Below are 22,989 nucleotides of genomic sequence, written 5' to 3'. Positions count from 1 at the left end.
TACGGCCTCCTGGGTGGATCGGTGTTCAGACCCCCATCGTATTAGTAAGCGTCCTTAGCACCAACACGGTGCCCGCACCTGAAAGCCGGTTACCGGGCAGTGCGCAGGCCGTAATAGTCCATCAGGACCGCTTCCTCTTCGGCGCTCAGCGGGTTTTCCGGATTCGCGCCGGGGGAATCGGAAATCTGGTCCTTGGAGTAGTTCACGAAGATGTCCTGGCCGTCACGCCGGGCCGCAGCCAGGGGCACGTAGTGTTCGCCGGTGTCGAAGAGCCCCAGATCCACGGTGATCCACGCCGGCTGGCCCGTGGCACGGTCCAGGTGAACTTCGCCCACCAGGCCCAGCCGCTCGCCGTCGTTGGCCCAGACGTTTGATCCCTGGATCTGGTGGAGCACAAAAGCGTCCGTCATAACCCCTCCCTTCCCGGACCCGGCGGGGATGCCGGGCTATCCCATTGGTGCGCGCGGCACCGGCCGGTGTCAACAGCGGGAGGGTTCCACCGGTCCCCGACAACGGAAATCGGGATTAGCGCCGGGCGTCCTCCCCCGCGTTCTCCTCACGCTCGGCGAACACGTCCTCGCCGGGGCCGGAGAAGACCTGCCGGCGTTCCACGGCGTCGATACTGCCGGTGAAGAGCTGCGAATCGCTGGTGTCCGAACTGCGCGGCAAAGGGAGCTTTGGGGAAGCAGCACGGGTCTCCGGTGCAGGGTTGCTGATGCTGACTTCCTCCCACCGCTGGCGGGGCAGTGCATCCGGATGCCGCTCCTGCAGATAGGTCACCATGGTTTCCCGGATCAGGCAGCGCAGGTCAAACAGGGTGCCGCTGTCTGCAGCGCTGACCAGGATACGCACGCGCACCAGCCCGTTCACCGCCTCCGTCACCTGCAGCACGCTGGTGCGCCCGTCCCACAGCTCGGTGCCGGCCAGGGTCTCCTTCAGCTTGGCGCGCAGGTCACCGACGGGCACCCGCCAGTCCAGGTCCAGTTCCACGGTCCCCAGGATTGCAGACTGGCGGCGGGTCCAGTTCTGGAAGGGTGTGGTGGTGAAGTAGGTCGAGGGCAGGATCAGCCGGCGGTCATCCCAGATATGCACCACCACATAGGTCATGGTGATTTCCTCGATGGTGCCCCACTCGCCCTCCACCACCACGACGTCGTCGGCGCGGATGGCGTCGGTGAAGGCCAGCTGCAGTCCGGCGAAGACATTGCTCAGGGTGCCCTGCACGGCGAGGCCGGCCACAATGGAGAGCAGGCCGGCGGAGGCGAGGATACCGGCTCCGAGCGCGCGGACCTCCGGAATGGTCAGCAGCACAAAGGCCACGGCAATGGTGATCAGCACGGCAATGCCGATCCGCCGGCCCAGGATCACCTGGGTTTTCAGGCGCCGCAACCGGCGGTTATCCCGGGTGTCCGTGCTGTATTTGGTGAGGATCATGGCCTCGATGATCAGCAGCATCACGACGCCGAACCAGGCCACGGCGCCGATCAGCCCCACCACCAGCAGGTAGTCCAGGGTGGGCAGCCAGGAGGCACCCGGAGCCGTGGCTCCGAGAGCAATCCGGATGCCGATCAGGCTCAGCACCAGCCGCAGCGGATTGCGCGCGCGAACCGAAACATCCCGGATGCCGGGCACCTTCCGGAATGCCTTGTTGGCTGCCACACGGGCGGCAAAGGCAATGATCAGGGAGACACCTACCGCCACGAGTACGGCGAAGAGCGGTTTCAGTCGAACAGCAAGCTCAAGCAGGTCTTCCATGCAATCGATGATTGCAAACCCCGGTGGGGGGCTGTCCAATCCGCTGTTCGTTGCCGGCTGAAAACAAACGGACGCCCCGGGAGGTTCCCGGGGCGTCCGTTTCTGCTGCCGTGGCGCTGCTACTTGGCGTTGTCCGCGGCGGTGGCGGCGTCCGCGATCATCGGCACCACGTTGTCCAGGGCGTAGGGAATACTCAGGACGTTGATGGCCGAGGTGGAGAAGACACGCGTTGCATCGGCATCCGCCACGAGGCTTCCCTTCTTGGCAGCGGGGATCTGGCTGAGCAGCGGATCCGAGGCGATGCTCTCCGCCACCTCTTCGCTGGCGACCCAGCTGACAAAGATGTCGGAGTCCAGCTGGTTGAGGTTCTCGTCGGACCAGGCGATGTAGAACTCGTCGCCCTTGCTGTTCTCGGCCACCACCGGAGCCTGGGTCAGGCCCAGCGATTCCATGAACCGCGGCCGGTTATCGAGCGCGGTGTAGACGCCGTTCTCGGCGCCCGGAGCCAGGTTGCCGTAGATGAAGGTTTTCCCTTCGAGCTGCGGGTACTCGGCGGCCTTGTCGGTGATGCTCTTTTCAGTCTCGGCGACCAGTTCGTCCGCCTTGTCGCTCAGTCCCAGCGCCTGGCCCGTCATCCGGGCGGTGTCCTGCCAGGAGGTGCCCCAGGCAGCGTCCGGGTAGGCGACCACGGGAGCGATCTTGACCAGCTTGTCGTAGTCCTCCTGGGAGAGTCCGGAGTACGCGGCGAGGATGACATCGGGGTTGGTTGCGGCAACGTCGTCGAAGGCGATGCCGTCAGCCTCGGAGTACTGCGCCGGGGCATTGTCCGAGCCGATCGGCGCGTCCAGTTCTTCCAGCGCCTCGTCGATCCAGGGTGTGGTTCCCTGCTCATTGCCGCCGAACTCGATCAGCGGCATGCCCACCGGAACCACGCCGAGGGCCAGGGCCGTTTCAGCGTTGGCCCAGGACACAGCGGCTACCCGCTCCGGCGCCTCTTCAATGACGGTCTCACCGAAGGCATGTTCAATGGTGACGGGGAACTGATCGGCGGCGGCAGCGCTGCCGGTCGATTCGTTTTCCCCGGAGGCACCCGTGGAGCAGGCGGAGAGGGAGAGGACGGCGACGGCGGCCGCGGCAGCGGCGCGGCGCATCCGGGACAGGGCCATAGGGGGCTCCTTGTAATGAGAATTCACTGTTAACGGACGAAGCGGATCCGCTCAGGCGTGGACCCAAAAGTAAGGTTAGCCTAGGTTGAGCCCAATTACGCAACGCTAACGTTGCGTAATGTGCCACGCCCCCGAATGAGTCCCGATTCAGGGCCTCGCGCGGGCCATCCGCCGCAGGTCCGCTCCGGCATCCGCCAGTGCCGCAGGATCGACAGCCCGCCCCGACTCGATCAGCCTCCGGGCCGCACGGACGCTGGTTCCGGCGTCGACGGCGGCCACTCCGGCCAGCGTCCCGTCATCGGCCACACGGAACGTCATAAAACCGGGGCCGGGTGCCCCGCGCAATATTGTCCGGCCCGGCACTGAAAGGCTGCCTGCCACTTCAAGGTGCACGCCGTAACGGTCGGACCAGAACCAGTCCGCGCCGGGGGCGGGCGGTGTGTCTGCAAGGATTCCGGCCGCCGCTGCCTCGCCGGTCCGCCTGGCGGCATCCCAGTGCTCGAAGTGCCGTCCGGACAGGCTGCCGCCACCCCTCAGGCGTGCCGAGTCGCCGGCGGCGAAGACCCGGGGATGCGAAGTGCGGCCTGCCCGGTCCACCAGAATGCCGCCGTCCACCTCCAACCCGGCGTCCTCGGCAAGTGCGGTGACCGGCTCACCACCCACGGCCACAAGCACCGCTGTCGCCGTCAGCCTGCGGCCATCTTCCAGATCCACCGAAAGGGCACGGCCATCCGCCGCGATTCCCACTGCCCGGCCCCGGACATAGCCGGTGCCGTGCGCTGCGTGCAGACCGTGCAGGTATCCAGCCATCTCCGGCCCCACCGCCCGCTCAAAGGGGAGCTCCGCCGGGTCCACCAGTGTCACTTCGGCCCCCAGACCGCGCGCCGTCGCAGCGGTTTCGGCACCGATCAGCCCCGCTCCGAGGATAACCAGCCGGGCCTCCGGCCCCATCAGTGCACGCAATTGCCCGGCATCCCCTGCAGTGCGCAGCGTCAGGACGCCGGGAAGGTCCATGCCTGGCAGTGGCAGGCGGCGGGCACGCGCTCCGGTGGCCAGCAGCACCACGTCGGCCGCCTGCTCCTGGCCCGAGGAAAGTGTCAGGACAGATTCAGCGCTTCCGGGATTAAGCTTGCAGACGCTCTCCGCGAGCAGTTCAACGCCGTTGTCTGCATACCACCGCGCCGGCGCCAGCTGCAGCCGTTCCCGGTCCAGGCTGCCGGCGAGGAAGGCCTTGCTCAGCGGCGGGCGGTCGTATGGCAGTCCGTCCGGATCCACCAGCTGGAGCGTGCCGGCATACCCTCGGCGGCGAAGCTCACGGACCGCACTGAATCCGGCTATGCCGCCGCCTACCACCGCCACCGAGGCGGGGCCTGCCGCCTCGCTCAAGCGTCCTGCGGCGTCTCGTTGGGGTACAGCCATACTTGGTCTTCGCGTACTTCCACGCGGTGCGCCTTGGCATTCACCATCGCCGGCAGGCACAGTGCTTCACCGGTGCGCAGGCAGAACCGTGCCGAGTGGATGGGGCACTCCACCTCGTCGCCTTCGATCCAGCCTTCGGCCAGAGAGGCTTCTTCGTGCGTGCAGGTGTCATTGAGGGCGTAGAAGCGCCCGTTGTCGCTGTGGAACACTGCAATGTCATCAGCGGTGCCGGCCTTTTCGGCATCCACCACCAGGGCCTCGCCCTCGCTTATTTCATCGACATCGGCAACGCGGATACCCTCGCTCATGCCATTTCCTTCCCCGGCGCCATGCCACTAACGTGTTGTGCTGCTCTTACCTCAACACGTTACCCCGGTCCGGCCTGCTCCCCGGCGGGGACCGTCGGGGAGGATCCGTTCCCGACGCTTTCCGGCCGCAGTACTATGGCTTCCTGCGTTGTGGCCCCGGGCTCAAGGCTTCGAATCAGCGTGATCAGCTCCGCCCTCAGTTCCGGACCGATCCCGACGGTGGAATTATCCTGTTCGAGGTTCTCCGCGTCGGCCAGCAGCTTCTGCCCGCGCTCGGAGATGGCCATCAACCGGCCGCTTTTCCCCGCAGCGATGGCCACCTCTTCCACGAGGCCCTGCCCCGCCATACTCACCAGCGCCGTCCCCAGTGTCTGCGCCGTGACGCGCAGACGCCGGGCCAGCTCCGCCCGGCGCATGGGCCCGTCCACCAGCAGGACCCGCAGAACGGTGACCCGCTCCTGCGTCAGGCCCACGGCCCGCAGCTTGTTGTCCACTTGGCGCCTTACCAGCCGTGCGGCGGTTGAGAGCAGCCGCACGGGTTCCCAGTCCCCCTCGTTCTGCATCATCCTGCTTCCCTGATACGTCGTCGGTAAGCGATCCAGCTCGTCTGAAACAATCAGCGTGCTTACTATTTCAACGTGACCAGGGGTGTGCTTGTCAAGCCGGGTGGGGGTTACCGGGCCGCCCACTCGCGGAAGGCGCGCACGGCATCCCCGCCGCCTTCAATGCTCACATTCGCCGCTGCACGCCGGCCCATGGCATGAAGCGCCAGCTCCACCACGTCGGCAGAAACCAGCACCGAGGGCGATCCGGCCTTGACCCGGCGCCGCCCGAACCCGGGCAGGGCAAGCTCAACGCCGACCGGGCTGCTGCGATAGCCCATCCGGGCCATCATGCCCAGCTGCTTCCACAGCGCCTGCTGCTGCCCGGCCGGCAGCTGGCGTGCGGCGGCCGCCCCTGCCCCGCGCCGGATGTCCTCGTGATGGATGACGTATTCCACCAGGTTGGCTGCGTCTGTCCGGAAAGGTGACAACCGGCCCGGCCCCGCAGCGAACCTGTCCACCAGCGCTGCGTAGCCCTGCGGGGTGCCGGCGGCATTGGCCTCGGCCCCCAGGTTTTTCTCCTGTCCGGGTTTGGGCCGGCGGGCCACGTCGGCGGCAATCCGCCACGGAGCATGTTCCCGGAGCACCAGATGCGCCAGCAGCCTGCGAACGTCCCACCCTTCACACAGGGTTGGCGCGAAGGGGTCCGTCTCCCGCAGCGTCCGGACCAATTGCGCGCGTTCCGTTTCCACCCATGCCATGACTGTCTCCTTCGGATTGGTCTGCCGGGATACTCGCATCCGTTCCAGCGGATTTCCACGGCAATACGGTCTGCGCCCCACATTAGCCGCGAACCCCCTTTACCCTTACCTACCGCGGCGTAGCATGGTCCCCACAGCGAGCCGAGGCTGCGAGCACGGTGCGGCCCTGAACGAGGAGAAATCCCATGAGTGCCACCGATATCCAGGATGCCCAGGACGCCGGCCGAAACGGCAGTGCCCGCAAAATCAAGGACCGTGTCGTCACCGAGCAGGATGCACGCAATGCCACCGAAGCGGCCCGGGACACCGGTGAATCCCGGCCGAGTTTTGCCAAGGGCATTTATCTCGGCAACTACAACCTGGACCTGATCCGGTCCCTGCCCGACGCCGACCCGGACGAGGAAGCCCGCGCCGAGCTGTTTCTGGAAGCGCTCACCGAATACTGCCGGACCCTGGACGGCCGGCTGATCGAGCGCACGGGCGTCATTCCCGACGAGTACCTGCGCGGTCTGGCAGACCTGGGCGTTTTCGGCATCAAGATCCCCCGGCGCTACGGCGGACTCGGCCTGTCGCTGCTGCACTACGGCCGGGCACTGATGATCCTCGGCACGGTACACCCCAGCATGGGCGCACTGGTCTCCGCGCACCAATCCATCGGCGTGCCGGAACCGGTGAAGGTCTTCGGCAATGACGCGCAGAAAGAGGAGTACCTGCCCCGCTGCGCCGCCGGAGCGGTAACCGCCTTCCTGCTCACCGAGCCCGACGTCGGCTCCGACCCGGCACGGCTGCGGACCACGGCCATCCCGTCGGAGGACGGCAGCGAGTACATCATTGACGGCGTGAAGCTGTGGACCACCAACGGCGTGATCGCAGAACTGGTGGTGGTAATGGCCGCCGTCCCGCCGCACGGCGGGAACAAGGGCGGCATCAGCGCATTTGTCGTCGAGATGTCCTCCCCCGGGATCACCGTGGAAAACCGCAACAACTTCATGGGGCTGCGCGGCATTGAGAACGGGGTTACCCGCTTCACCAATGTGCGTGTCCCGGCGGCAAACCGGTTGGGCCGGGAGGGACAGGGGCTGAAGATCGCCCTCACCACGCTGAACACCGGCAGGCTGTCGATCCCTGCCATGTGCGCGGCGGCGGGCAAGTGGTCGCTGAAGATTGCCCGCGGCTGGGCCGGGGCACGTGAACAGTGGGGCCGGCCCATCGGCCGGCACGAGGCCGTTGCCAAGAAGCTCGCCTACATCGCGTCGACCAGCTTCGCCCTCGAAGCGGTCTTCGAACTCTCCGCCGAGCTGGCGGACGCCGGCACCAAGGACATTCGGATCGAAGCGGCCCTCGCCAAGCTCTGGGCCAGCGAGATGGCCTACAACATTGCCGATGAGCTGGTTCAGGTGCGCGGCGGCCGGGGGTTCGAGACGGCCGATTCCCTTGCAGCCCGGGGCGAGCGCGCCGTCCCGGCGGAACAGCAGCTGCGGGACCTGCGCATCAACCGGGTTTTCGAAGGGTCAACGGAAATCATGCACCTGTTCATCGCCCGCGAAGCGGTGGATGCCCACCTCACGGCCGCCGGGGATCTGGCGGTGGCCGACGCACCGCTGAGCGCCAAGGGCCGTGCCGCCGTAAAGGCCAGCGGCTTCTACGGCAAGTGGCTGCCCACGCTGGCCGTAGGAAAGGGCAGCGTGCCGACGTCGTACGCCGAGTTCGGTATCCTCGGCAAGCACCTGCGCTACGCCGAACGGGCCTCGCGCCGGCTCGCCCGGTCAACGTTCTACGGGATGGCCCGCTGGCAGGCGGGGCTGGAGCAGCACCAGGTGTTTTTGGGACGGATAGTGGACATCGGTGCGGAGATTTTCGCGATTTCCGCCTCCTGTGTCCGGGCCTTGGCTATCCGCCGGGAGGATCCGGCGGAGGGCCAGGGTGCCTTCGAGCTCGCGGATACATTCAGTGCCGAGTCCCGGGTGCGCATCGAATCGCTCTTTGACGAACTGTGGCGGAATTCGGACGACGCCGACCGGCAGCTCGCCAAGGGCGTCCTCGCCGGACGGTACACGTGGCTCGAGAAGGGTGTGCTTGACGCTTCCGAGGGCACCGGACCGTGGATCTCCGAAACGGCGCTCGGATCCGAGCCCAAGGAGAACCTGCACCGCTGGTACCGCTAAACCGCCGGTACCGCTGAGGTTCTGCCTGAGGTTCTGCCGGATGGTGGCCGGCAGGACGGCAGGCGGCGTGACAGGCGGGGACCGCTACCGCGCCTGGACCGTGCCCCGGCAGATCTGCACGTAGCGCGCCGCCAGTTCCTCCGGGCTGAGCGGACCGCCGGCCCGGTACCACTGGGCAACACCGGTGCACATGGTGGTGACCGCCCGGCTGGCGTCCTTGGGATACCGGGTAGCGAACCGGCCCAGCCGGGACCCTTCGGCCACGACGTCGTCCAGCAGCTTCTGCTGCCGGTCGCGGGCGGCAATGTGGCCGGCGCGGGCGGGGCCTTCCAGGCTGCGGATCTCGCTGGCGGCAATAAAGGCGTGCTCCCAGCGGTAGGCATGGACCAGCACCAGGCATTCGACCAGCAGTGCAAACCGAGCCTCCACGTCTTCCCCGGCCTCGCGGAGCGCCGCGCTGCTGCGGGCGTAGAGGTCCGCCATCGCGGATTCCGCAATGCCCACCAACAATGCCTGCTTGGACGGATAGTGATGGTAGAGACCCGGGACCGAGAGTCCGGCATGGGTAGCAACGGTGCGGATGGCGGTGCCGTGGTAACCGTGCTCGACAAAGCAGTCCAGGGCCGCGCCCAGCAGGGGCGGCAGGGCAGGAACGGAGAAATCGCGCCAGTTCGGCGGCGTCCCGGCGGCTGTCATGGCACCCTTTCGATGGATTCTCCGGCACTCTGTGACTCTTGACACAGCTGCGGTGTCTCCATCAGACTACCCATACCGAGCGGTCGCTCGGTAGTGGATGACGGAAGTTGGCGGAGCAGATGACGGAACAGACACCGGAGCAGCACATACCCGGAACCGGCGCACGGTTGGAAGGCAAAACCGCCATTGTCACCGGCGCCAGCCGCGGTATCGGACTCGCCATCGCCCGCCGTCTGGCCGCCGAAGGCGCCCGCGTCTGCATCACCGCCCGCAATATCGGCCCGCTCAAGGAAGCTGCCGCCGAGTTCCCGGAAGGCAGCGTGCTGGTGGTTGCCGGCAAGTCCGATGACCCGGACCACCGCGCCGAGGTACTGGAGACGGTAACCCGCGCCTGGGGGCAGCTGGACATCCTGGTTAACAACGCCGGCGTTAATCCGGTCTACGGTCCGCTGACCGAGCTGGATCCGGCCGCCGGCCGGCGGATCCTGGACGTCAATCTGCTCGGCACGCTGGGCTGGGTACAGGACGTCTGTGCCTACGCGGCCCTGGATTTCACCGGCCGCCGCGGGGCCATCCTGAACCTCTCCTCCGTCTCCGCCCAGACCCCGGCGCACGGCATCGGGTTTTACGGCATCAGCAAGGCCGCGGTTGAACAGCTCACCCGGACCCTCGCCGTGGAACTGGCCCCCAGCGTGCGCGTTAACGCTCTGGCGCCCGCCGTCGTCAAAACACAGTTTGCCCGCGCCCTGTACGAGGGCCGGGAGGAAAAAGTCAGCGCCTCCTATCCCCTCAAACGGCTCGGCACCCCCGAAGACATTGCCGGCGCTGCGGCCTTCCTGGTCTCCGAGGACGCCGCCTGGATCACCGGGCAGATCCTGAACCTCGACGGCGGCCTGCTCGCGGCCGGTGGCTCAGCCTAAACGCCGCTGGTTCCGCATTCTCCCCCGCTTCCTTCGCCGCGTTCCCGCCGCGTTCCCCGCCAAACCCAAAGGACCCGCCATGAGCCCCGCATCCCTGCCCCCGGAGATCGAAGACCTGCGCCTGCGCACCCGTGACTTCATCCGCGGCACGGTGATGCCCGCAGAGCCGCGTCCCGGCGAGGTGGTGCCGGAGCCGCTGCTGAAGGAACTTCGCGAAGCCGCGAAGGCGGCCGGCGTCTTCGCCCCGCATGCACCGCGCGACTACGGCGGCCAGGGAGTGCCGCTGGAACACTGGTCCCCCATCTTCCAGGAGGCAGGCTACTCGCTGATCGGACCGTCCGCATTGAACTGCATGGCACCCGATGAAGGGAACATGCACATGCTGCACCTGATCGGCAGCGAGGAGCAGAAGCGGCGCTATCTCGCCCCGCTGGTCGCCGGGGATGCCCGCTCCTGCTTCGGCATGACCGAGCCCCATCCCGGCGCCGGATCCGATCCGGCGGCCCTGCGCTCCCGTGCGGAGAAAGTCGACGGCGGCTGGCGGATCACCGGCCACAAACGCTTTACCAGCGGGGCCAACAACGCCACCTTCTGCATCGCCATGGTCCGCACCGATGCCGTGGACGGCGCACCGGCCGGAGCCACCATGCTGCTAGTGGATATGGACGCCCCCGGGGTACGGATCGGCGAGCAGCTGCACACCATGGACCGGGCCATCGGCGGCGGACATCCGCACGTGCATTTCGAGGACGTCTTTGTGCCCGACGGTGCCGTCCTCGGCGCGCCGGGCGAAGGCTTCCGCTACGCACAGGTACGCCTGGGCCCGGCACGGCTTACCCACTGCATGCGCTGGCTCGGCCTGGCCCGCCGCTCCCTGGACATAGCCCTGGACCGCACCAACCGGCGTGAAATTTTCGGCTCCGTCATGAACGAACTCGGCCTGGCGCAGGAAATGATCGCCCAGTCAGTCATTGACATTGAAACCTCCGACGCCATCATCACCAAGACCGCCGCCCTGCTGGAGGCCGATGCCAAGGCGGGCTCCGCCCTGTCCTCCGTGGCCAAGGCACACACCTCCGAGGCGGTCTACCGCGTGATCGACCGCAGCCTGCAGCTCTGCGGCGGCGACGGCGTCACCGACCGGCTGCCCCTGGCCTCCTACCTCAACGAGGTGCGGGCGTTCCGCATTTACGACGGCTCCAATGAAACCCACAAGTGGGCCATTGCCCGCCGGGCCTCGTCCGGCCGCCGCCGCGAGGTGGAGCACGGCGCCCCCTATCTTGCCGACGTCACGGACGCGGCCGGTCCCGCGGCCGGCAGCACACTGACCGACGACGCCGCGTTCCCCGCCGATGCGAAAGCCTGAACCCATGCACACCACCCCTGACGGCACCGAAGTAGTAGCCACCCGCGCCGAGGCAGAGGCTCTGGCATCCCCGCCGCTGCTGATCCTCGACGAAGTCACCGCGTTTTTCGACACCCACGGTCTTGGCGCCGGGCCACTGGCCTGGGCCTCCATTGGCGACGGGCAGTCCAACGTCACCTACCGGATCCGGCGCGGCAATGAAGACTTTGTGCTGCGCCGCGGCCCGCGTCCGCCGCTGCCGCGCTCCACCCATGACATGGTCCGCGAGGCACGGATCCAGCAGCTGCTGCGCGTGCAGGGCGTACCCGTGCCGGAAATCCTGGCCGTCTGCGAGGACGAGTCGGTGCTCGGCGTGCCCTTCTACGTTATGAACTACCTCGACGGGCTGGTCATCACCAACACCATTCCGCCCGCCCTCTCCTCGCCCGAGGACCGCCGGGCCACCAGCGCCGCCGTCGTCGACGCGCTGGTCCGCATCCACTCAGTGGACGTGAGCAGCGGGGATCTGGCCGGTTTCGGCAAACCCGAGGGATACCTCAGCCGCCAGGTGTCCCGGTTCTCTTCCCTCTGGGAGGTCAACACCATGCGCACCCTGCCCGACGTGGCACGCATCGGCGGCTGGCTGGCCGACAACGTGCCGGACAGCCAGGCCGCCGCGGTGCTGCACGGCGACTACCGGCCGGGAAACCTGATGTTTGCCCCGCAGTCCCCGGCCCGCGTCATCGCCATCCTGGACTGGGAGATGTCCGCCATCGGGGATCCGCTCGCGGATCTGGGGTACCTCACCGCCACGTATTCCGAGCCCGGCAGCGAATCCACCCCGCTGGAGCTCACCGGCGTGACCCGGCACCCCGGGTATTTCACCCGGGAGGATGTCATTAGCGCCTACCGGGAGCGGATGGACCTGGACCTGACCGCGCTGCCCTGGTACCAGGCGCTGGCGCTGTGGAAGGCATCCATCTTCTGCGAAGCCATCTACACCCGCTGGCTCAAGGGCGAGCGCCCGCATGACACCGTGTTCGGCCCCTCGCTGGAGGAAGGTGTGCCGCAGCTGCTGCGCACCGCAGCGCAGTTCGCCGGGCTGGACCGCGCTGCACTGTAGCCGCCACGCGGTCCGCGGCCCGGCGTTGGTCAGGGAACGACGACGGCGCGGCCCAGCAGCTGGCTGTTCTTCAGCTTCTCGTAGGCGGCCGGGGCATCATCCAGGCTGAAGGTCTCGGTGTGCACGTTGATTCCTTCGCTGCGGGCGAGATCCAAAACCTCAAACAACTCCGAGCGGGAGCCCCAGTAGGGGGCACGGATGGAGGTTTCCCAGGCAGAGGTCGCCGCCATGCCCACCGGCAGGGTGCCGGCACCGACACCCACCAGCACCTGATCCCCCTGCGCCGCAAGCATCCCCTGGCCCAGGTCCAGGGTGGCCTGGTTGGTCACGAAGTCAAAGACGGCGTCCACCCCCCGGCCGCCGGTCAGGTCCCGGACCAAGGCCACCGCCCCGGGCTCGGACGGGAAGGTGTAGTGCGCTCCGACGTCGGTGGCCAGGTTCAGCTTGGCCTCGTCAATGTCCAGTGCCACCACGGTGGCAGCCGTCATGGCCCGCAGGATCTGCACCCCCACGTGGCCCAGCCCGCCCACGCCGATCACTACGGCGGTGGAGCCTGAGGGCAGCTTATCCAGCGACCCTTTGATCGCGTGGTACGGAGTGAGGCCGGCGTCCGTCAGGGAGACATTCTGCACCGGGTCCAGGTCCCCCAGGGGCACCAGGTGCCGCGGGCTGTCCACAATCAGGTATTCCGCCATGGCCCCGGGGGCGCCCAGCCCGGGCGGGGCGATGCCAAGTGCCGCGGCGTTCCGGCAGTAGTTCTCCTTGCCGCTGGAGCATTCGTAACACATCCCGCAGCCCCAGGGACCGTAGACGGCCATGGAGGTGCCGACGTCGATGTTTTGCACGCCGTCGCCGATCCGGTCCACTACCCCGGCGGCCTCATGTCCCAGCGTCAGGGGCAGTCCGTAGATGTATTCGCCCTCCGGCAGGCTCATGATGAATTCATCCGAGTGGCAGACCCCGGCGGCGGTGATCTTCAGCCGCACCTGGCCCGGTCCCGGTTCGGGGGTTTCGATTTCCACCACTTCGGGCGGCGCGCCCAGGGTGCGGTATTGAAGAGCCTTCATGGCGTGCTCCTACTCTCCGCACCGGCGAAGCTCCGCCGCAGGTACGGGTGGATGGCTTTAGCACCTTAATCGTTGCACCCGGGCTCCGGTTGCACAGCCCCTACGCGGCCCCGGTACCGTGAGGGGCATGAAGAATCCGCCGCTTTCCCTTGCCCTTGCCGCTGTGTCTGCTGCCGGTACGCTCAGCCGGCCCGCCGACTGGTCCCCGTCCCTGCGCCGCCTTTACATCCTGGCACCGGGCGCAGCCATCGGCGCCATCAGCGTTGTGGCAGTGCAGAAGGGCACCCGCAAGGGCAGGGAACTGGCGGCCGCCTCAACGGTTGACCTGGTTACCCCGTTCACGGCCGCGGCTGAGGACGGCGCTGCGGGTGAGGCAACCGCGCCTTCCTATCTGCGTGCAGCCGGTTCCGCGCCGCGAACCCCGGCCATCGCACTGGCCGGCATGGCTGCGCTCGTGGGGGTCACCGTCAGCGGCGTTTTGGCACTGACCCTGGCACTGGATGAACAGGTTGAGAAATGGTTGGTCCGGCGCGGGGTGGCCCGTCCCCGGTGGGTGATGGCGGCGGCCGCCGCCGTCTCTTCCCTGCTTCTGGACCAGGCAACGGACTCCGGGGACTCCGGGAAGTCCAAGGGCTGACCGGCTCCCCCCTATCCGCACACCGGGCAGCCGTCAGCCGAACAGTGCCGCTGCCCGGCTGAGGGTCTGAAAGACGCCGTACGCCAGCGGAATTCCCACCAGCAGCCAGCTCACTGTGACCATCGCTTTGTTGCTCATGCGTGCTCTCCGTCCGGGGTTGGTGTCTGCGCCGGAGCCTCCGGCCCGGACTTCGGTTCGTGGTGGCGGGAGTGGACCGGTGTCACCAGCAGATTCGCGATGAACCCGACAATCAGCAGGCCCACCATGGTCAGCAGGGCGGGATAGTAGGCCCCCGCGGTCAGCTCGCCGGGAGTGCCCTGCGCGTCCAGGAATGAATTGACGATGAGCGGTCCGGCAATCCCGGCCGCGGACCAGGCGGTGAGCAGCCGGCCGTGGATGGCGCCCACTTGGAAGGTGCCGAACAGGTCCCGCAGATAGGCCGGAACCGTGGCGAATCCGCCGCCGTAGAAGGACAGGATCACGAAGGCCAGCGCTACGTAGAGGATGGTGGAGGTGTCTCCGAAGAAGGAGAGCAGGGCGTACAGGATGGCGCCGCCGCCGAGGTAGAGCATGTAGATGCGTTTGCGGCCGATCAGGTCCGAGGTGGCGGACCAGACAAAGCGGCCGCCCATGTTGCCGATCGAGAGCAGGCCCACGAATCCGCCGGCAACGGCGGCTGTGACCAGGGACGCGCCGTCGGGCTGGCGGAAGAAGTCCTGGATCATCGGCGCGGCCTGTTCCAGGATGCCGATACCGGCCGTCACGTTGCAGAAGAGCACAATCCAGACGAGCCAGAACTGCCTGGTCTTGATGGCGTTGGCTGCCGAGACGTGGTTGGTGGTGACCAGGGATTTGGCGGCGACGGCGGAGGGATCAAAGCCCGCCGGTTTCCAGTCCGCGGCCGGAACCCGGATGGTCGCGGCGCCGTACAGCATGTAGATCAGATAAATGGCCGCCAGGGTCAGGAACAGCTTGCCCACCGCGTCCCCGCTGGCCACCCATCCCGGGGTACCCGAGGCCGGATCGTAAAAGGCCAGCAGCGCTGAGGACAGCGGGCTGGCAATCAGTGCACCACCGCCGAATCCCATGATCGCCATGCCCGTGGCGAGCCCTGGCCGGTCCGGGAACCACTTGATCAGGGTGGACACCGGGGAGATGTAGCCGATGCCCAGGCCGATGCCGCCGATCACCCCGTATCCCAGATACAGCAGCCAAAGCTGGTGGGTGAAGATCCCCACCGCTCCCACCACGAAGCCGCCCACCCAGAACATGGCCGAGACAAACATCGCCTTGCGGGGTCCGTTGGCATCCACCCAGGTACCCATCACAGCTGCGGAAAGCCCCAGCATCACAATGGCAATCGAGAAGATCACGCCGATCTGCGTGAGGCTGGCATCGAAATAGTCCACCAGCGCCGTCTTGTAGACGCTGGTGGCGTAGACCTGGCCAATGCACAGATGGACGGCCAAAGCGGCCGGCGGGATGAGCCATCGGTTGAAACCGGGCGGGGCGATGGTGCGGTTGCGATCCAGCCAACTCATACGGACTCCCTTGTCAGGCTGCGTCGTGCTCAGACTGTGTGTAGGAGTCAGGATGCGCCCTGAAGAGCGCCGTGTCCCGGAATGACACGCGTTTTGCCATATCGCAGGAAAACATACCGTGCAACCTACTCACCGGTAACTAATTTCCCAAAACGCTTGCTTTGTTACCGCTGGGTAGCTTAGATGTAACAGACATCACACTCACCCGGGTCGGTTTCGTCATCTGCGGAAACGGACCGGACACCATGCATTCGCGAAGGCTGCGCCCACCGGCGTGCTGCACGCAGCTCAGTCAGTCTCGACCCGTATGAAGCAGAAAAAGGATATTCAATGACGAGTTCCACGTCCGGGCGCGCATCATCCCGCCCGCACACACTTTTAACCGCCCTTTTGGCGTTGTTCCTGATCCTCCTGCTGGCCTTCTTTGTGCTGTTTACCGGCAAGGTGGCCGACGGCGCGGTGCAGCTGAGCGATGGCGCTGAGCGTGCCTCCACCGGTGCAGGGGACCTAAAGGAAGGCGCAGCCAAGGCCAAGGACGGTGCAGACAAAGTTGCTGCCGGCTCCAAGAAGGTCGACGACGGCGCAAACACCCTGGCCAACGGCATCTCCTCCGCCAAGGCCGGCGTGACCACGCTGAAGGAAGGAGCCACCACCCTCGATGAGGGTGCACTGAAGCTCCTCACCGGTGCCGAGGCTGCCAACACCGGCGCCAACAAGCTTGCTGCCGGTGCCACCACTGCCAACAGCGGTGCCCAGCAGCTGGCCACGGGCGGCGCCGCACTGGGTGCAGGCGCGGGCGAGCTCTCGGCCGGCGGTGCAGCACTGCAGGACGGCGCTCTCCGTATTGAGGGCGGCACCAAGCAGCTCGCCGCCGGTACGGGTGAACTGAAGAAGGGGGCCGGAGACGCCAAGGCCGGCGCCGGAGACATCGCCGCGGGAGCTGACCAGCTCGCCGCTGGTGCCGCCCAGCTGAATGATCCGAAGACCGGCGTGCCGTTCCTGGATGCCGGTGCAAAGCAACTCGCGGCAGGCACAGACGAGGCCGTCAAGGGCACCGAGGACCTAGAAGCCGGCGCGCTCCGCCTCAAGAACGGTGCAGCAAAGCTGCAGAACGGTGTCAACCAGCTTGCAGCTCCGGAGGCTGCACCCAAGCTTGCTGCCGGCAGCCGCCAGCTTTCCGACGGGCTCAACACGATCATTGGTTCCCCCACCGCACTTACCGAGGGTTCTGCCAAGCTCGCTGTCGGTTGGGGACTGCTCCGTCCGGCTGCCGACGGACTCGCGGCCGGCGCCTCCACGCTGGCTCAGTCCAATACAGGCTCAGTTACCGCTTCCCAGGAAGTAGTTGACTCGCTGACTGCTCTCCAGGGCGTGGCAGGATCCATGACCGCAGAGGAACTGAACACCGCGCTGGCACAGGCCCTCGGAAAGGCACAGGTCGCCAAGGCAAATGTGGACGGGATCTCTGCCGGTGCTACCGGCTTCAGCAATAACTATGAGAGTTTCAAACCGAATCTGGACGCGATTGTTGCCGGAGCGAGCGAGTACTCTGCAGGTGCTACCGCCTACAGCACTGGCCTGCTGGTCCTCAAACAGGGTGGCCAGGACGTCGCCGACGGTGCCGCGACGGTCAACGGCGGCATCATGCAGCTGCAGGTCGGATTCAACGTCGGCGACGGGACAAACCCCGGCCTCGCAGAAGGTGCCGACAACCTCTATGCCGGAACCCAGAAGCTGTCCGCCGGGTCCAAGGACCTGCAGGCAGGCGCCAAGCAGATTGCTGGCGGGACCGCGAAGGTGAAGACCGGAGTCGGCCAGCTGGCTGCCGGCATCGACATCCTCAAGACCGGAGCGAAGGCACTGGAAGCAGGCAACGGCAAGATTGCCGCAGGTGCCACCCAGCTCGACGCCGGCGCCAACGAACTCGCTTCCAAGTCACCGGAGCTCACTGCCGGTGCAGGCAAGATCGCCTCCGGCGCTGGCGAGCTCAACGCCGGCGCACAGAAGCTGTCCACCGGCGCAGGCACCCTGGCCACCGGCCTGACCACCCTGGAGACCGGCGCGTACACGCTGGCCGATGGCAACTACAAGATCTACGACGGCACCATCAGCCTGGCTGACGGCACCGGCCGCCTCTCCACCGGCACCGAGTCCCTGGACGAGGGCGTCACCAAGCTCGACGACGGCGGCAAGACCCTGACCGCAGGCACCAAGGACCTGAAGAAGGGTGCAGCGGACCTGGCTGACGGCAATGCCAAGCTCGCCGAAGGCAGCGAGACGCTGGCCAACGGCAACGGGGACATCGCCGACGGCGCCGACACCATGCGGGCCAGCACCACGGCCCTGACTCCGGGCGAGATCCTCACCTCCCCGAAGATCCTCGCCGTGCTGATCCCGCTGCTGCTGCTGCTGGTTCCGATCGGTATGCTGGTCGCCGGTACCCGCCGCAACGCACAGCACTAGCGTTTCGGAGCACCACCGCATCACCTCGCACCACTAAAGGAAGGGCAGGAACCGCAGCCGCGGTTCCTGCCCTTCCCCGTTAACGGGAAATGTGATGCCTAGCGTGCGGCGAGGTTCAGCTCCGCGGAGATGCGTTCCGCCGCTCTGCGCAGGGCGGGGATGGCACGGCCGGCAAACCCTTTATCCACGCGCGACACAGGACCGGAGACGGAAACAGCGGCGGGTGTGGGTGCGTTCGGTACCGCCATCGCGAAACACCGCACGCCGAGTTCCTGCTCCTGCTCGTCGATGGAATAGCCGCGCTCCCGGATGCGCGCCAGGTCCGCCAGCAGCGCCTCGGTGCTGCCCAGGCTGTAAACGGTAGGGGTAGGCATGCCGGCCCGCTCCACCATGCTGCGCACCTTCGCATCGGGCAGCTGTGCCAGGATGGCCTTGCCGACGCCGGTGTCATGGGTGTGTGCGCGGCGCCCCACTTCAGTGAACATCCGCATGGAGTGCTGTGACGGGACCTGCGCAATGTAAACCACCATGTCGGCGTCGAGCACCGCCATGTTGGCAGTCTCGCCCAGCTCGTCCACCAGTTCCTTCAGATGCGGCAGCGCCACCGAGCCAAGCTGCTGGTTTGCCCCCTCGCCCAGCCTGATCAGCTTCGGGCCCAGGGCGTAGCGCCGGTTGGGCAGCTGCCGGGCGTAGCCCAGTGCCACGAGGGTGCGCAGCAACCGGTGAATGGTGGGAAGGGGCAGACTGGCGGACGCGGACAGTTCGCTCAGCGTCACTGCACCGCCCGCATCGGCAATCAGTTCCAGCAGTTCAAAGACACGTTCCACCGACTGCACGCCGGATCCGGCGGCTCGTTCAGCCATAGTTGACCCTCCCGATACTCTCCCCGGAGTTTATCGCATCGCGGAAAAGCGTTCTCGCTCTGAGGGAGCTATGTCCCCCTGCGCATCAGGGTGACCGCCAGTGCACCGGACTCGGTGGTTTCCTTTTGGGTCAGGGTGTATCCGCCCAAATCGGCCGGGCTGCTGAACAACCGCTTGCCCTCACCCACGGTTACCGGCAGCACCATCAGCCGGTAACCGTCCACCAGGCCGGCCTCATACAGGGAGCGGGCCAATTGGTAGCTTCCGTGCACCTGGATTTCGCCCGTGCCGTGGGACTTGATCTCCTCCACTTTGTGCATCACGTCGCCGCGGATCACGCGGGTGTTGTGCCAGCCCGGGTTCTCCAGCGTGGAGGAGACCAGGTACTTGGGCATGTGGTTGAGGTGGGTGGCCACGAAATCAAACGGATCGGTATCCGCTTCCCAGAATGGCCACAACATCTCGTAGGTGTTCCGGCCCAGGAGCAGGGCATCCCCGTGGCCGAACCACTCCCCGCCTATGCGGGCAACCTCGGCGTCCATGTGCGGAATCATCCAGCCGCCGTGGGTAAATCCGCCGGAGGTGTCCTCATCGACGCTGCCCGGGCCCTGCATCACGCCGTCCAGCGTCAGGAACGTATTGACAGTCAGTTTCACCGGACACCCCTGTTCCTCGCCCTCGTTCCAGCGTCGGTCCGGGGAAGGCAGGTGTCAACGGTCGGTGGGCAGCCTGGGCGCCGCCGTCGTCCTACCAGATGTGGGGAGCAGGACGGCGGGTGCTCGGCAGGGCCACATTGGCGCGCCATTCCTTGATCCATTCAGGGAGGACGAGGTCCGACGGCGGAACCGCGCCCACCTTCTTGAAGATCTCCTCGTTGGACAGCGGGCCGTTCTTGGAGAGGAAGCGGCAGCCGATGTGCGCGCTGGCGTAAATCTCGCCGTCGGCGACCATCCGCTGCTCCAGGTAGATCGCGCGGTCATCAAAACCGACAATCCGGGATTCGATGGTGTAGCGCTGATGCAGCTGCAGCGACTTGCGGAAGCTGATGGTCTCGTTGTTCACCACCGGGCTCCACTTGTGCTTTTTCATCAGATCCCACATGCCGCTGCGTACCAGCAGGTCGAACCGGCCCAGGTCCATCAGCGAGAGGTACATGCCGTTGTTCAGGTGCATCGCCACGTCAATGTCCGTGACCAGCACCCGCATGGGCACGGAGGAGGACTCAAAGAACCCCAGCTTGGGGCGGCGGCGGGCGCGGAAGAGGATCAGGATGGTGCGCAGAATCAGGTGCATGGCCGCTATATTACCGCTCAGTAACTTAGTCCGGTAGACGGCGCGGTTTCTTTTCCTCCCGCGTCGCCGCCGCTGCCAGGCACCCGCCCTTCCGTGAGTTCCCACACCACTCTGTCCCGCCGTCGTCGGCCGCGCTAGCCTGCCCGGCATGCATACCCTTGTTGTCCTGTACGGGCACCCGCTGGATCACGATGCGTTTCGGACGCACTTCACCACTGTGCACCTGCCTCTGGCCCGGAACATTCCCGGCATCCGCGGCTTCCGACACTCGCACCGGCTCACTGCACCGGAGGGTACGGCACCCTACTTCGCCCTGTTCGAGGCGGATTTCGACGACGAGCCCGCCATGCAGGAGGCCATGACCACCGCCGAGGGCCAGCTGGCCAACGCCGACATCCCCACCTTCGCCAGCGGCGGGGTGACCGTTTTCACCTACCGGCGCTAGCTGCGCGGGCACTGTCAGTCCTCCCCGGCCACATGCTTGTACCCGCGCCGGCGGCCGTCCATCCACAGGATGACATCCATGACCCGCAGGGTGGAGACCGGGGCGGGCAGGTCCGCGCGGCTTTGAACGGCTGCTAGCCGGCGGGCCAGGTCCCTGTCATCCATGGTCAGCAGGGAATGCCATTCCTCCCACTGCGTGAGTGAAGTGCCCAGACCGGCGCTTCTCGCCACCGTCGCATCCCAGATCGGGATCAGTTTGGGCCGCTTCCGTGCCAGCAGCTTGCTGGCCTTGCCGGCCCCCGTCTTCCACTGCCCGCCCTTGTAACCGCGGAAAAGATCCCAGAGCAGCCAGGCCGGGCTTTCCTTGCCCAGCACGTGGAAGTACTCCACGGGAGTGACATCCTCCATGGCAAGGTCCGCCGGGATGAGTTCCAGCAGCTCACCTATCTGGGCAGACTTGGTTTCGAGCAGGCCTACCACCGCCGGACCGGTAATTTCCTCACCCAGCAGGGCAAGGGCCACCAGGTCATCGGCGGTGATGCGGTTCGCGACACCCGGTGCGTCCCCTCCGCCGGCCCACGTATCGAACCGCGCGCCGGTCCGCACATGCCCGGAGGTGAGTTTCTGCCGGTAGTAGCGGTGCAGGAGGTCCGCGGCGTCGTCGATGTGCTTGGCATCCAGGATTGCTGGCAGGTCCACGGTGTCCACCTCACTCGGGAGCGGTAATCAGGCCCTTCGAAACCATCCAGTCATAGGCGACGTCGGCCGGCTCCTCGCCGTTCACGTCCACTGCCAGGTTCATTTTCCGCAGTTCTTCGTCCGTCAGCAACGGTGCGATCTGGGCGAAAACGGCTTCGAGTTCCGGATATTCCTCCAGTGCTTTCGTGTTGAAGACCGGTGCGGCGTTGTAGGCGGGGAAATACGCCAGATCATCCTCCAAGATGGTCAGCCCCAGCGAGTCGATCCGCCCGTCCGTGGCAAAGACCTCGCCGAAGTTGCATTCGCCGGTATCGGTGGCCGAATACACGGCGCCGGTGTCGTAAATGCCGATGTTGCCCTCCGGGACACCCTCAGGTGAGCCGCGGGGCAGGCCGTAGCGTTCCAGCATCGGGTTCATGCCGTCGGGTCGGGAATTGAATTCCGCCTCCAGACAGAACGTGCGTTCCTCCACCGGCAGGACGGCAATGTCTGAAATGCTCTCCACCCCCAGTTCCTCCGCGGCCTCATTGCGGATGGCAAACGCATAGGTGTTGTTCATGGGCGCGGGTGCCCCCCACGTCAGACCGTTGGCCAGATCCGCATCGTGTACCGCCTGCCACTGCTCCTGTTTGTCCGCTATGCCTTCGGTCATCCCCAGGTACGCAATCCAACCGGTGCCGGTGTACTCCCACGTCACAGCCGCCTGCCCGGAAACCATCAGTTCGCGGGCCGGTTGGCTGCCGGGAATGTTGGTCAGGTCGGTGACCGCGAACCCGGCGGCCCTGGTGGCCAGCACGGAGATTTTGCCCAGGATCAGCTGTTCGGTGAAGTTCTTCCCCGTGACGGTAAGTTTCGCGTCATCAGGCAGGCCTTCGAGCGGCTGGATCAACCCGGGTTCGGCGTCCGGAACGTAGGAATCTGCCGGCTGCAGGCCGCATCCGGTGAGCAGCAGGCCGACGGCGGCACCTGCTGCTGCGAACCGTAGACGGGCCGTTGACGGCGTCTTCATCAGAGTCCTTTCGGCCGGGCCACGTGTTCCACAACGCGCCCGATCCAATCCACGATCAGGGCGAGCAGGGCCACCAGCACGGCACCGGCCACCAACACGGTGGTGAGGTTCAGGTTCACTCCGGTGGTGATGAGGATGCCCAGCCCGCCGCCGTTGACGAAGGTCGCCAGGGTGGCGGTGCCTACCAGCAGCACCAGTGCGGTCCGCACCCCGGAGAGCATGATCGGCACGGCCAGCGGAAGCTCAAGTCTGAACAGCACGCCAGTCGAGCTCATTCCCACGCCGCGGCCGGCTTCTACGATGCGCGGGTCCACCTGCTGCAGCCCCACCATGGTGTTCCGCATAACGGGTAACAGGGCATACACCACCAGCGCAGTGACTGCGGCCCGGAATCCGAATCCGAGCCAGAAGGCCAGCAGTACCAGCAGCCCGATCGCCGGTGCCGCCTGCCCTATATTGGCCACGGCCATCACGGGCCCGGTAACCCGGTGCAGCCGGCCACGCGTCAGGACAATGCCCAGCGGGATCGCGATCACCAGCACAATTACCGCAGCAACACCGGTGAGGAGCAGGTGCTGCACGGTGTAGTCCCAGAGGGCAGCCGGGGCCAGGGTGGTGCGCTCGGTGGCGCTCAGCTCCGCGGTACGCAGCCACAGCATCAGCAGTGCAAAGGCCACCGCGATTCCTGCCAGCTGCAGGAGCAGCGGGCGCCACGACGCCGGGGCGGCGCCATTCTGCGCCTGGGTCTGGGCCGCCGCCTGCGAAGCCACCGC

At 66.5% G+C, this 22,989-nt stretch carries 24 protein-coding genes; 7 read left to right on the top strand and 17 right to left on the bottom strand.

Annotation, left to right across the window (positions count from 1 at the left end; all coding sequences use genetic code 11):
* Positions 1-89: 89 nt before the first annotated feature.
* The 7 genes from AC5RVB_RS04860 to AC5RVB_RS04830 form a co-directional block, all read right to left on the bottom strand.
* Positions 90-410, bottom strand: a complete 321-nt coding sequence (locus AC5RVB_RS04860; protein ID WP_494142109.1) for a PRC-barrel domain-containing protein — start codon at positions 408-410, stop codon at positions 90-92.
* Between the two features lie 115 nt (positions 411-525).
* Positions 526-1,755: a mechanosensitive ion channel family protein gene (locus AC5RVB_RS04855; protein ID WP_494142108.1), complete on the bottom strand. Its 1,230-nt coding sequence runs from the start codon at positions 1,753-1,755 to the stop codon at positions 526-528.
* A gap of 119 nt (positions 1,756-1,874) precedes the next feature.
* On the bottom strand, positions 1,875-2,921 hold the full coding sequence (locus AC5RVB_RS04850) for an iron-siderophore ABC transporter substrate-binding protein (RefSeq protein WP_494142107.1): 1,047 nt from the start codon (positions 2,919-2,921) through the stop codon (positions 1,875-1,877).
* 147 nt (positions 2,922-3,068) lie between these two features.
* On the bottom strand, positions 3,069-4,307 hold the full coding sequence (locus AC5RVB_RS04845; RefSeq protein WP_494142106.1) for an NAD(P)/FAD-dependent oxidoreductase: 1,239 nt from the start codon (positions 4,305-4,307) through the stop codon (positions 3,069-3,071).
* Complete coding sequence (locus AC5RVB_RS04840; RefSeq protein ID WP_227902724.1) at positions 4,304-4,648, bottom strand: bifunctional 3-phenylpropionate/cinnamic acid dioxygenase ferredoxin subunit; 345 nt, start codon at positions 4,646-4,648, stop codon at positions 4,304-4,306. Before AC5RVB_RS04840 ends, AC5RVB_RS04845 begins: the two co-directional genes overlap by 4 nt.
* 59 nt (positions 4,649-4,707) lie before the next feature.
* A complete protein-coding gene (locus tag AC5RVB_RS04835) occupies positions 4,708-5,214 on the bottom strand; it encodes a hypothetical protein (protein WP_494142105.1) in 507 nt (168 codons plus the stop codon).
* 107 nt (positions 5,215-5,321) lie between these two features.
* Complete coding sequence (locus tag AC5RVB_RS04830) at positions 5,322-5,951, bottom strand: TIGR03085 family metal-binding protein (protein ID WP_227928478.1); 630 nt, start codon at positions 5,949-5,951, stop codon at positions 5,322-5,324.
* Between the two features lie 185 nt (positions 5,952-6,136).
* Between AC5RVB_RS04830 and AC5RVB_RS04825 the strand changes: the two genes are divergently transcribed.
* Positions 6,137-8,116, top strand: coding sequence for an acyl-CoA dehydrogenase family protein (locus AC5RVB_RS04825; RefSeq protein WP_227928477.1), 1,980 nt, complete (start codon positions 6,137-6,139; stop codon positions 8,114-8,116).
* Between the two features lie 84 nt (positions 8,117-8,200).
* Here the strand turns inward: AC5RVB_RS04825 and AC5RVB_RS04820 are convergent, their stop codons facing one another.
* Positions 8,201-8,812: a TetR/AcrR family transcriptional regulator gene (locus AC5RVB_RS04820; RefSeq protein WP_227902731.1), complete on the bottom strand. Its 612-nt coding sequence runs from the start codon at positions 8,810-8,812 to the stop codon at positions 8,201-8,203.
* A 119-nt stretch (positions 8,813-8,931) separates the two neighbouring features.
* Between AC5RVB_RS04820 and AC5RVB_RS04815 the strand changes: the two genes are divergently transcribed.
* From AC5RVB_RS04815 to AC5RVB_RS04805, 3 genes are all read left to right on the top strand, one after another.
* Positions 8,932-9,732 (top strand): SDR family oxidoreductase, encoded by an 801-nt coding sequence (locus AC5RVB_RS04815; protein ID WP_494142104.1) that lies wholly within the window; start codon positions 8,932-8,934, stop codon positions 9,730-9,732.
* A gap of 79 nt (positions 9,733-9,811) precedes the next feature.
* Positions 9,812-11,098, top strand: a complete 1,287-nt coding sequence (locus AC5RVB_RS04810) for an acyl-CoA dehydrogenase family protein (RefSeq protein WP_227902735.1) — start codon at positions 9,812-9,814, stop codon at positions 11,096-11,098.
* A gap of 4 nt (positions 11,099-11,102) precedes the next feature.
* Positions 11,103-12,200: a phosphotransferase family protein gene (locus AC5RVB_RS04805; protein WP_227928475.1), complete on the top strand. Its 1,098-nt coding sequence runs from the start codon at positions 11,103-11,105 to the stop codon at positions 12,198-12,200.
* Between the two features lie 29 nt (positions 12,201-12,229).
* On the opposite strand, the gene AC5RVB_RS04800 is transcribed toward AC5RVB_RS04805, so the two are convergent.
* Complete coding sequence (locus AC5RVB_RS04800) at positions 12,230-13,267, bottom strand: NAD(P)-dependent alcohol dehydrogenase (protein ID WP_494142103.1); 1,038 nt, start codon at positions 13,265-13,267, stop codon at positions 12,230-12,232.
* 127 nt (positions 13,268-13,394) lie between these two features.
* On the opposite strand from AC5RVB_RS04800, the gene AC5RVB_RS04795 reads away from it, so the two are divergent.
* Entirely contained in the window at positions 13,395-13,904 is a 510-nt protein-coding gene (locus AC5RVB_RS04795) for a hypothetical protein (protein WP_494142102.1), read from the top strand.
* Positions 13,905-13,937: 33 nt separating this feature from the next.
* Here AC5RVB_RS04795 and AC5RVB_RS04790 read toward each other — a convergent pair whose 3' ends face one another.
* Both AC5RVB_RS04790 and AC5RVB_RS04785 read right to left on the bottom strand, forming a co-directional pair.
* Positions 13,938-14,042 carry an MFS transporter small subunit gene (locus tag AC5RVB_RS04790; RefSeq protein WP_423723643.1) on the bottom strand — a complete coding sequence of 35 codons (105 nt, stop codon included), beginning with the start codon at positions 14,040-14,042 and terminating at the stop codon, positions 13,938-13,940.
* The gene (locus AC5RVB_RS04785; protein ID WP_493992469.1) at positions 14,039-15,445 is read right to left on the bottom strand and encodes an OFA family MFS transporter; all 1,407 of its coding nucleotides are present in this window, start codon (positions 15,443-15,445) and stop codon (positions 14,039-14,041) included. Before AC5RVB_RS04785 ends, AC5RVB_RS04790 begins: the two co-directional genes overlap by 4 nt.
* A gap of 330 nt (positions 15,446-15,775) precedes the next feature.
* On the opposite strand from AC5RVB_RS04785, the gene AC5RVB_RS04780 reads away from it, so the two are divergent.
* Complete coding sequence (locus tag AC5RVB_RS04780; RefSeq protein ID WP_494142101.1) at positions 15,776-17,908, top strand: hypothetical protein; 2,133 nt, start codon at positions 15,776-15,778, stop codon at positions 17,906-17,908.
* Positions 17,909-18,006: 98 nt separating this feature from the next.
* Here the strand turns inward: AC5RVB_RS04780 and AC5RVB_RS04775 are convergent, their stop codons facing one another.
* The 3 genes from AC5RVB_RS04775 to AC5RVB_RS04765 all read right to left on the bottom strand — a co-directional run bounded on the left by AC5RVB_RS04775 (position 18,007) and on the right by AC5RVB_RS04765 (position 20,064).
* Positions 18,007-18,771, bottom strand: coding sequence for an IclR family transcriptional regulator (locus AC5RVB_RS04775; protein ID WP_494142100.1), 765 nt, complete (start codon positions 18,769-18,771; stop codon positions 18,007-18,009).
* Between the two features lie 68 nt (positions 18,772-18,839).
* Positions 18,840-19,427 carry a dihydrofolate reductase family protein gene (locus tag AC5RVB_RS04770; RefSeq protein WP_494142099.1) on the bottom strand — a complete coding sequence of 196 codons (588 nt, stop codon included), beginning with the start codon at positions 19,425-19,427 and terminating at the stop codon, positions 18,840-18,842.
* 91 nt (positions 19,428-19,518) lie between these two features.
* Positions 19,519-20,064 (bottom strand): thioesterase family protein, encoded by a 546-nt coding sequence (locus AC5RVB_RS04765; RefSeq protein ID WP_227902745.1) that lies wholly within the window; start codon positions 20,062-20,064, stop codon positions 19,519-19,521.
* A 148-nt stretch (positions 20,065-20,212) separates the two neighbouring features.
* On the opposite strand from AC5RVB_RS04765, the gene AC5RVB_RS04760 reads away from it, so the two are divergent.
* Entirely contained in the window at positions 20,213-20,509 is a 297-nt protein-coding gene (locus AC5RVB_RS04760; protein ID WP_227902748.1) for an EthD family reductase, read from the top strand.
* Positions 20,510-20,523: 14 nt separating this feature from the next.
* On the opposite strand, the gene AC5RVB_RS04755 is transcribed toward AC5RVB_RS04760, so the two are convergent.
* The 3 genes from AC5RVB_RS04755 to AC5RVB_RS04745 are packed head-to-tail and all read right to left on the bottom strand — an operon-like array spanning position 20,524 to position 22,986.
* Positions 20,524-21,207, bottom strand: coding sequence for a DUF6308 family protein (locus tag AC5RVB_RS04755; RefSeq protein ID WP_494142098.1), 684 nt, complete (start codon positions 21,205-21,207; stop codon positions 20,524-20,526).
* A 10-nt stretch (positions 21,208-21,217) separates the two neighbouring features.
* Positions 21,218-22,216: a glycine betaine ABC transporter substrate-binding protein gene (locus tag AC5RVB_RS04750; protein WP_494142097.1), complete on the bottom strand. Its 999-nt coding sequence runs from the start codon at positions 22,214-22,216 to the stop codon at positions 21,218-21,220.
* Positions 22,216-22,986, bottom strand: coding sequence for an ABC transporter permease (locus tag AC5RVB_RS04745; protein WP_494142149.1), 771 nt, complete (start codon positions 22,984-22,986; stop codon positions 22,216-22,218). The genes AC5RVB_RS04750 and AC5RVB_RS04745 overlap by 1 nt, the downstream gene beginning before the upstream one ends.
* Positions 22,987-22,989 lie beyond the last annotated feature (3 nt).

It is taken from the genome of Arthrobacter sp. Y3225209 (assembly GCF_059090685.1).
This window is presented reverse-complemented; position numbering and strand designations above follow the sequence as displayed.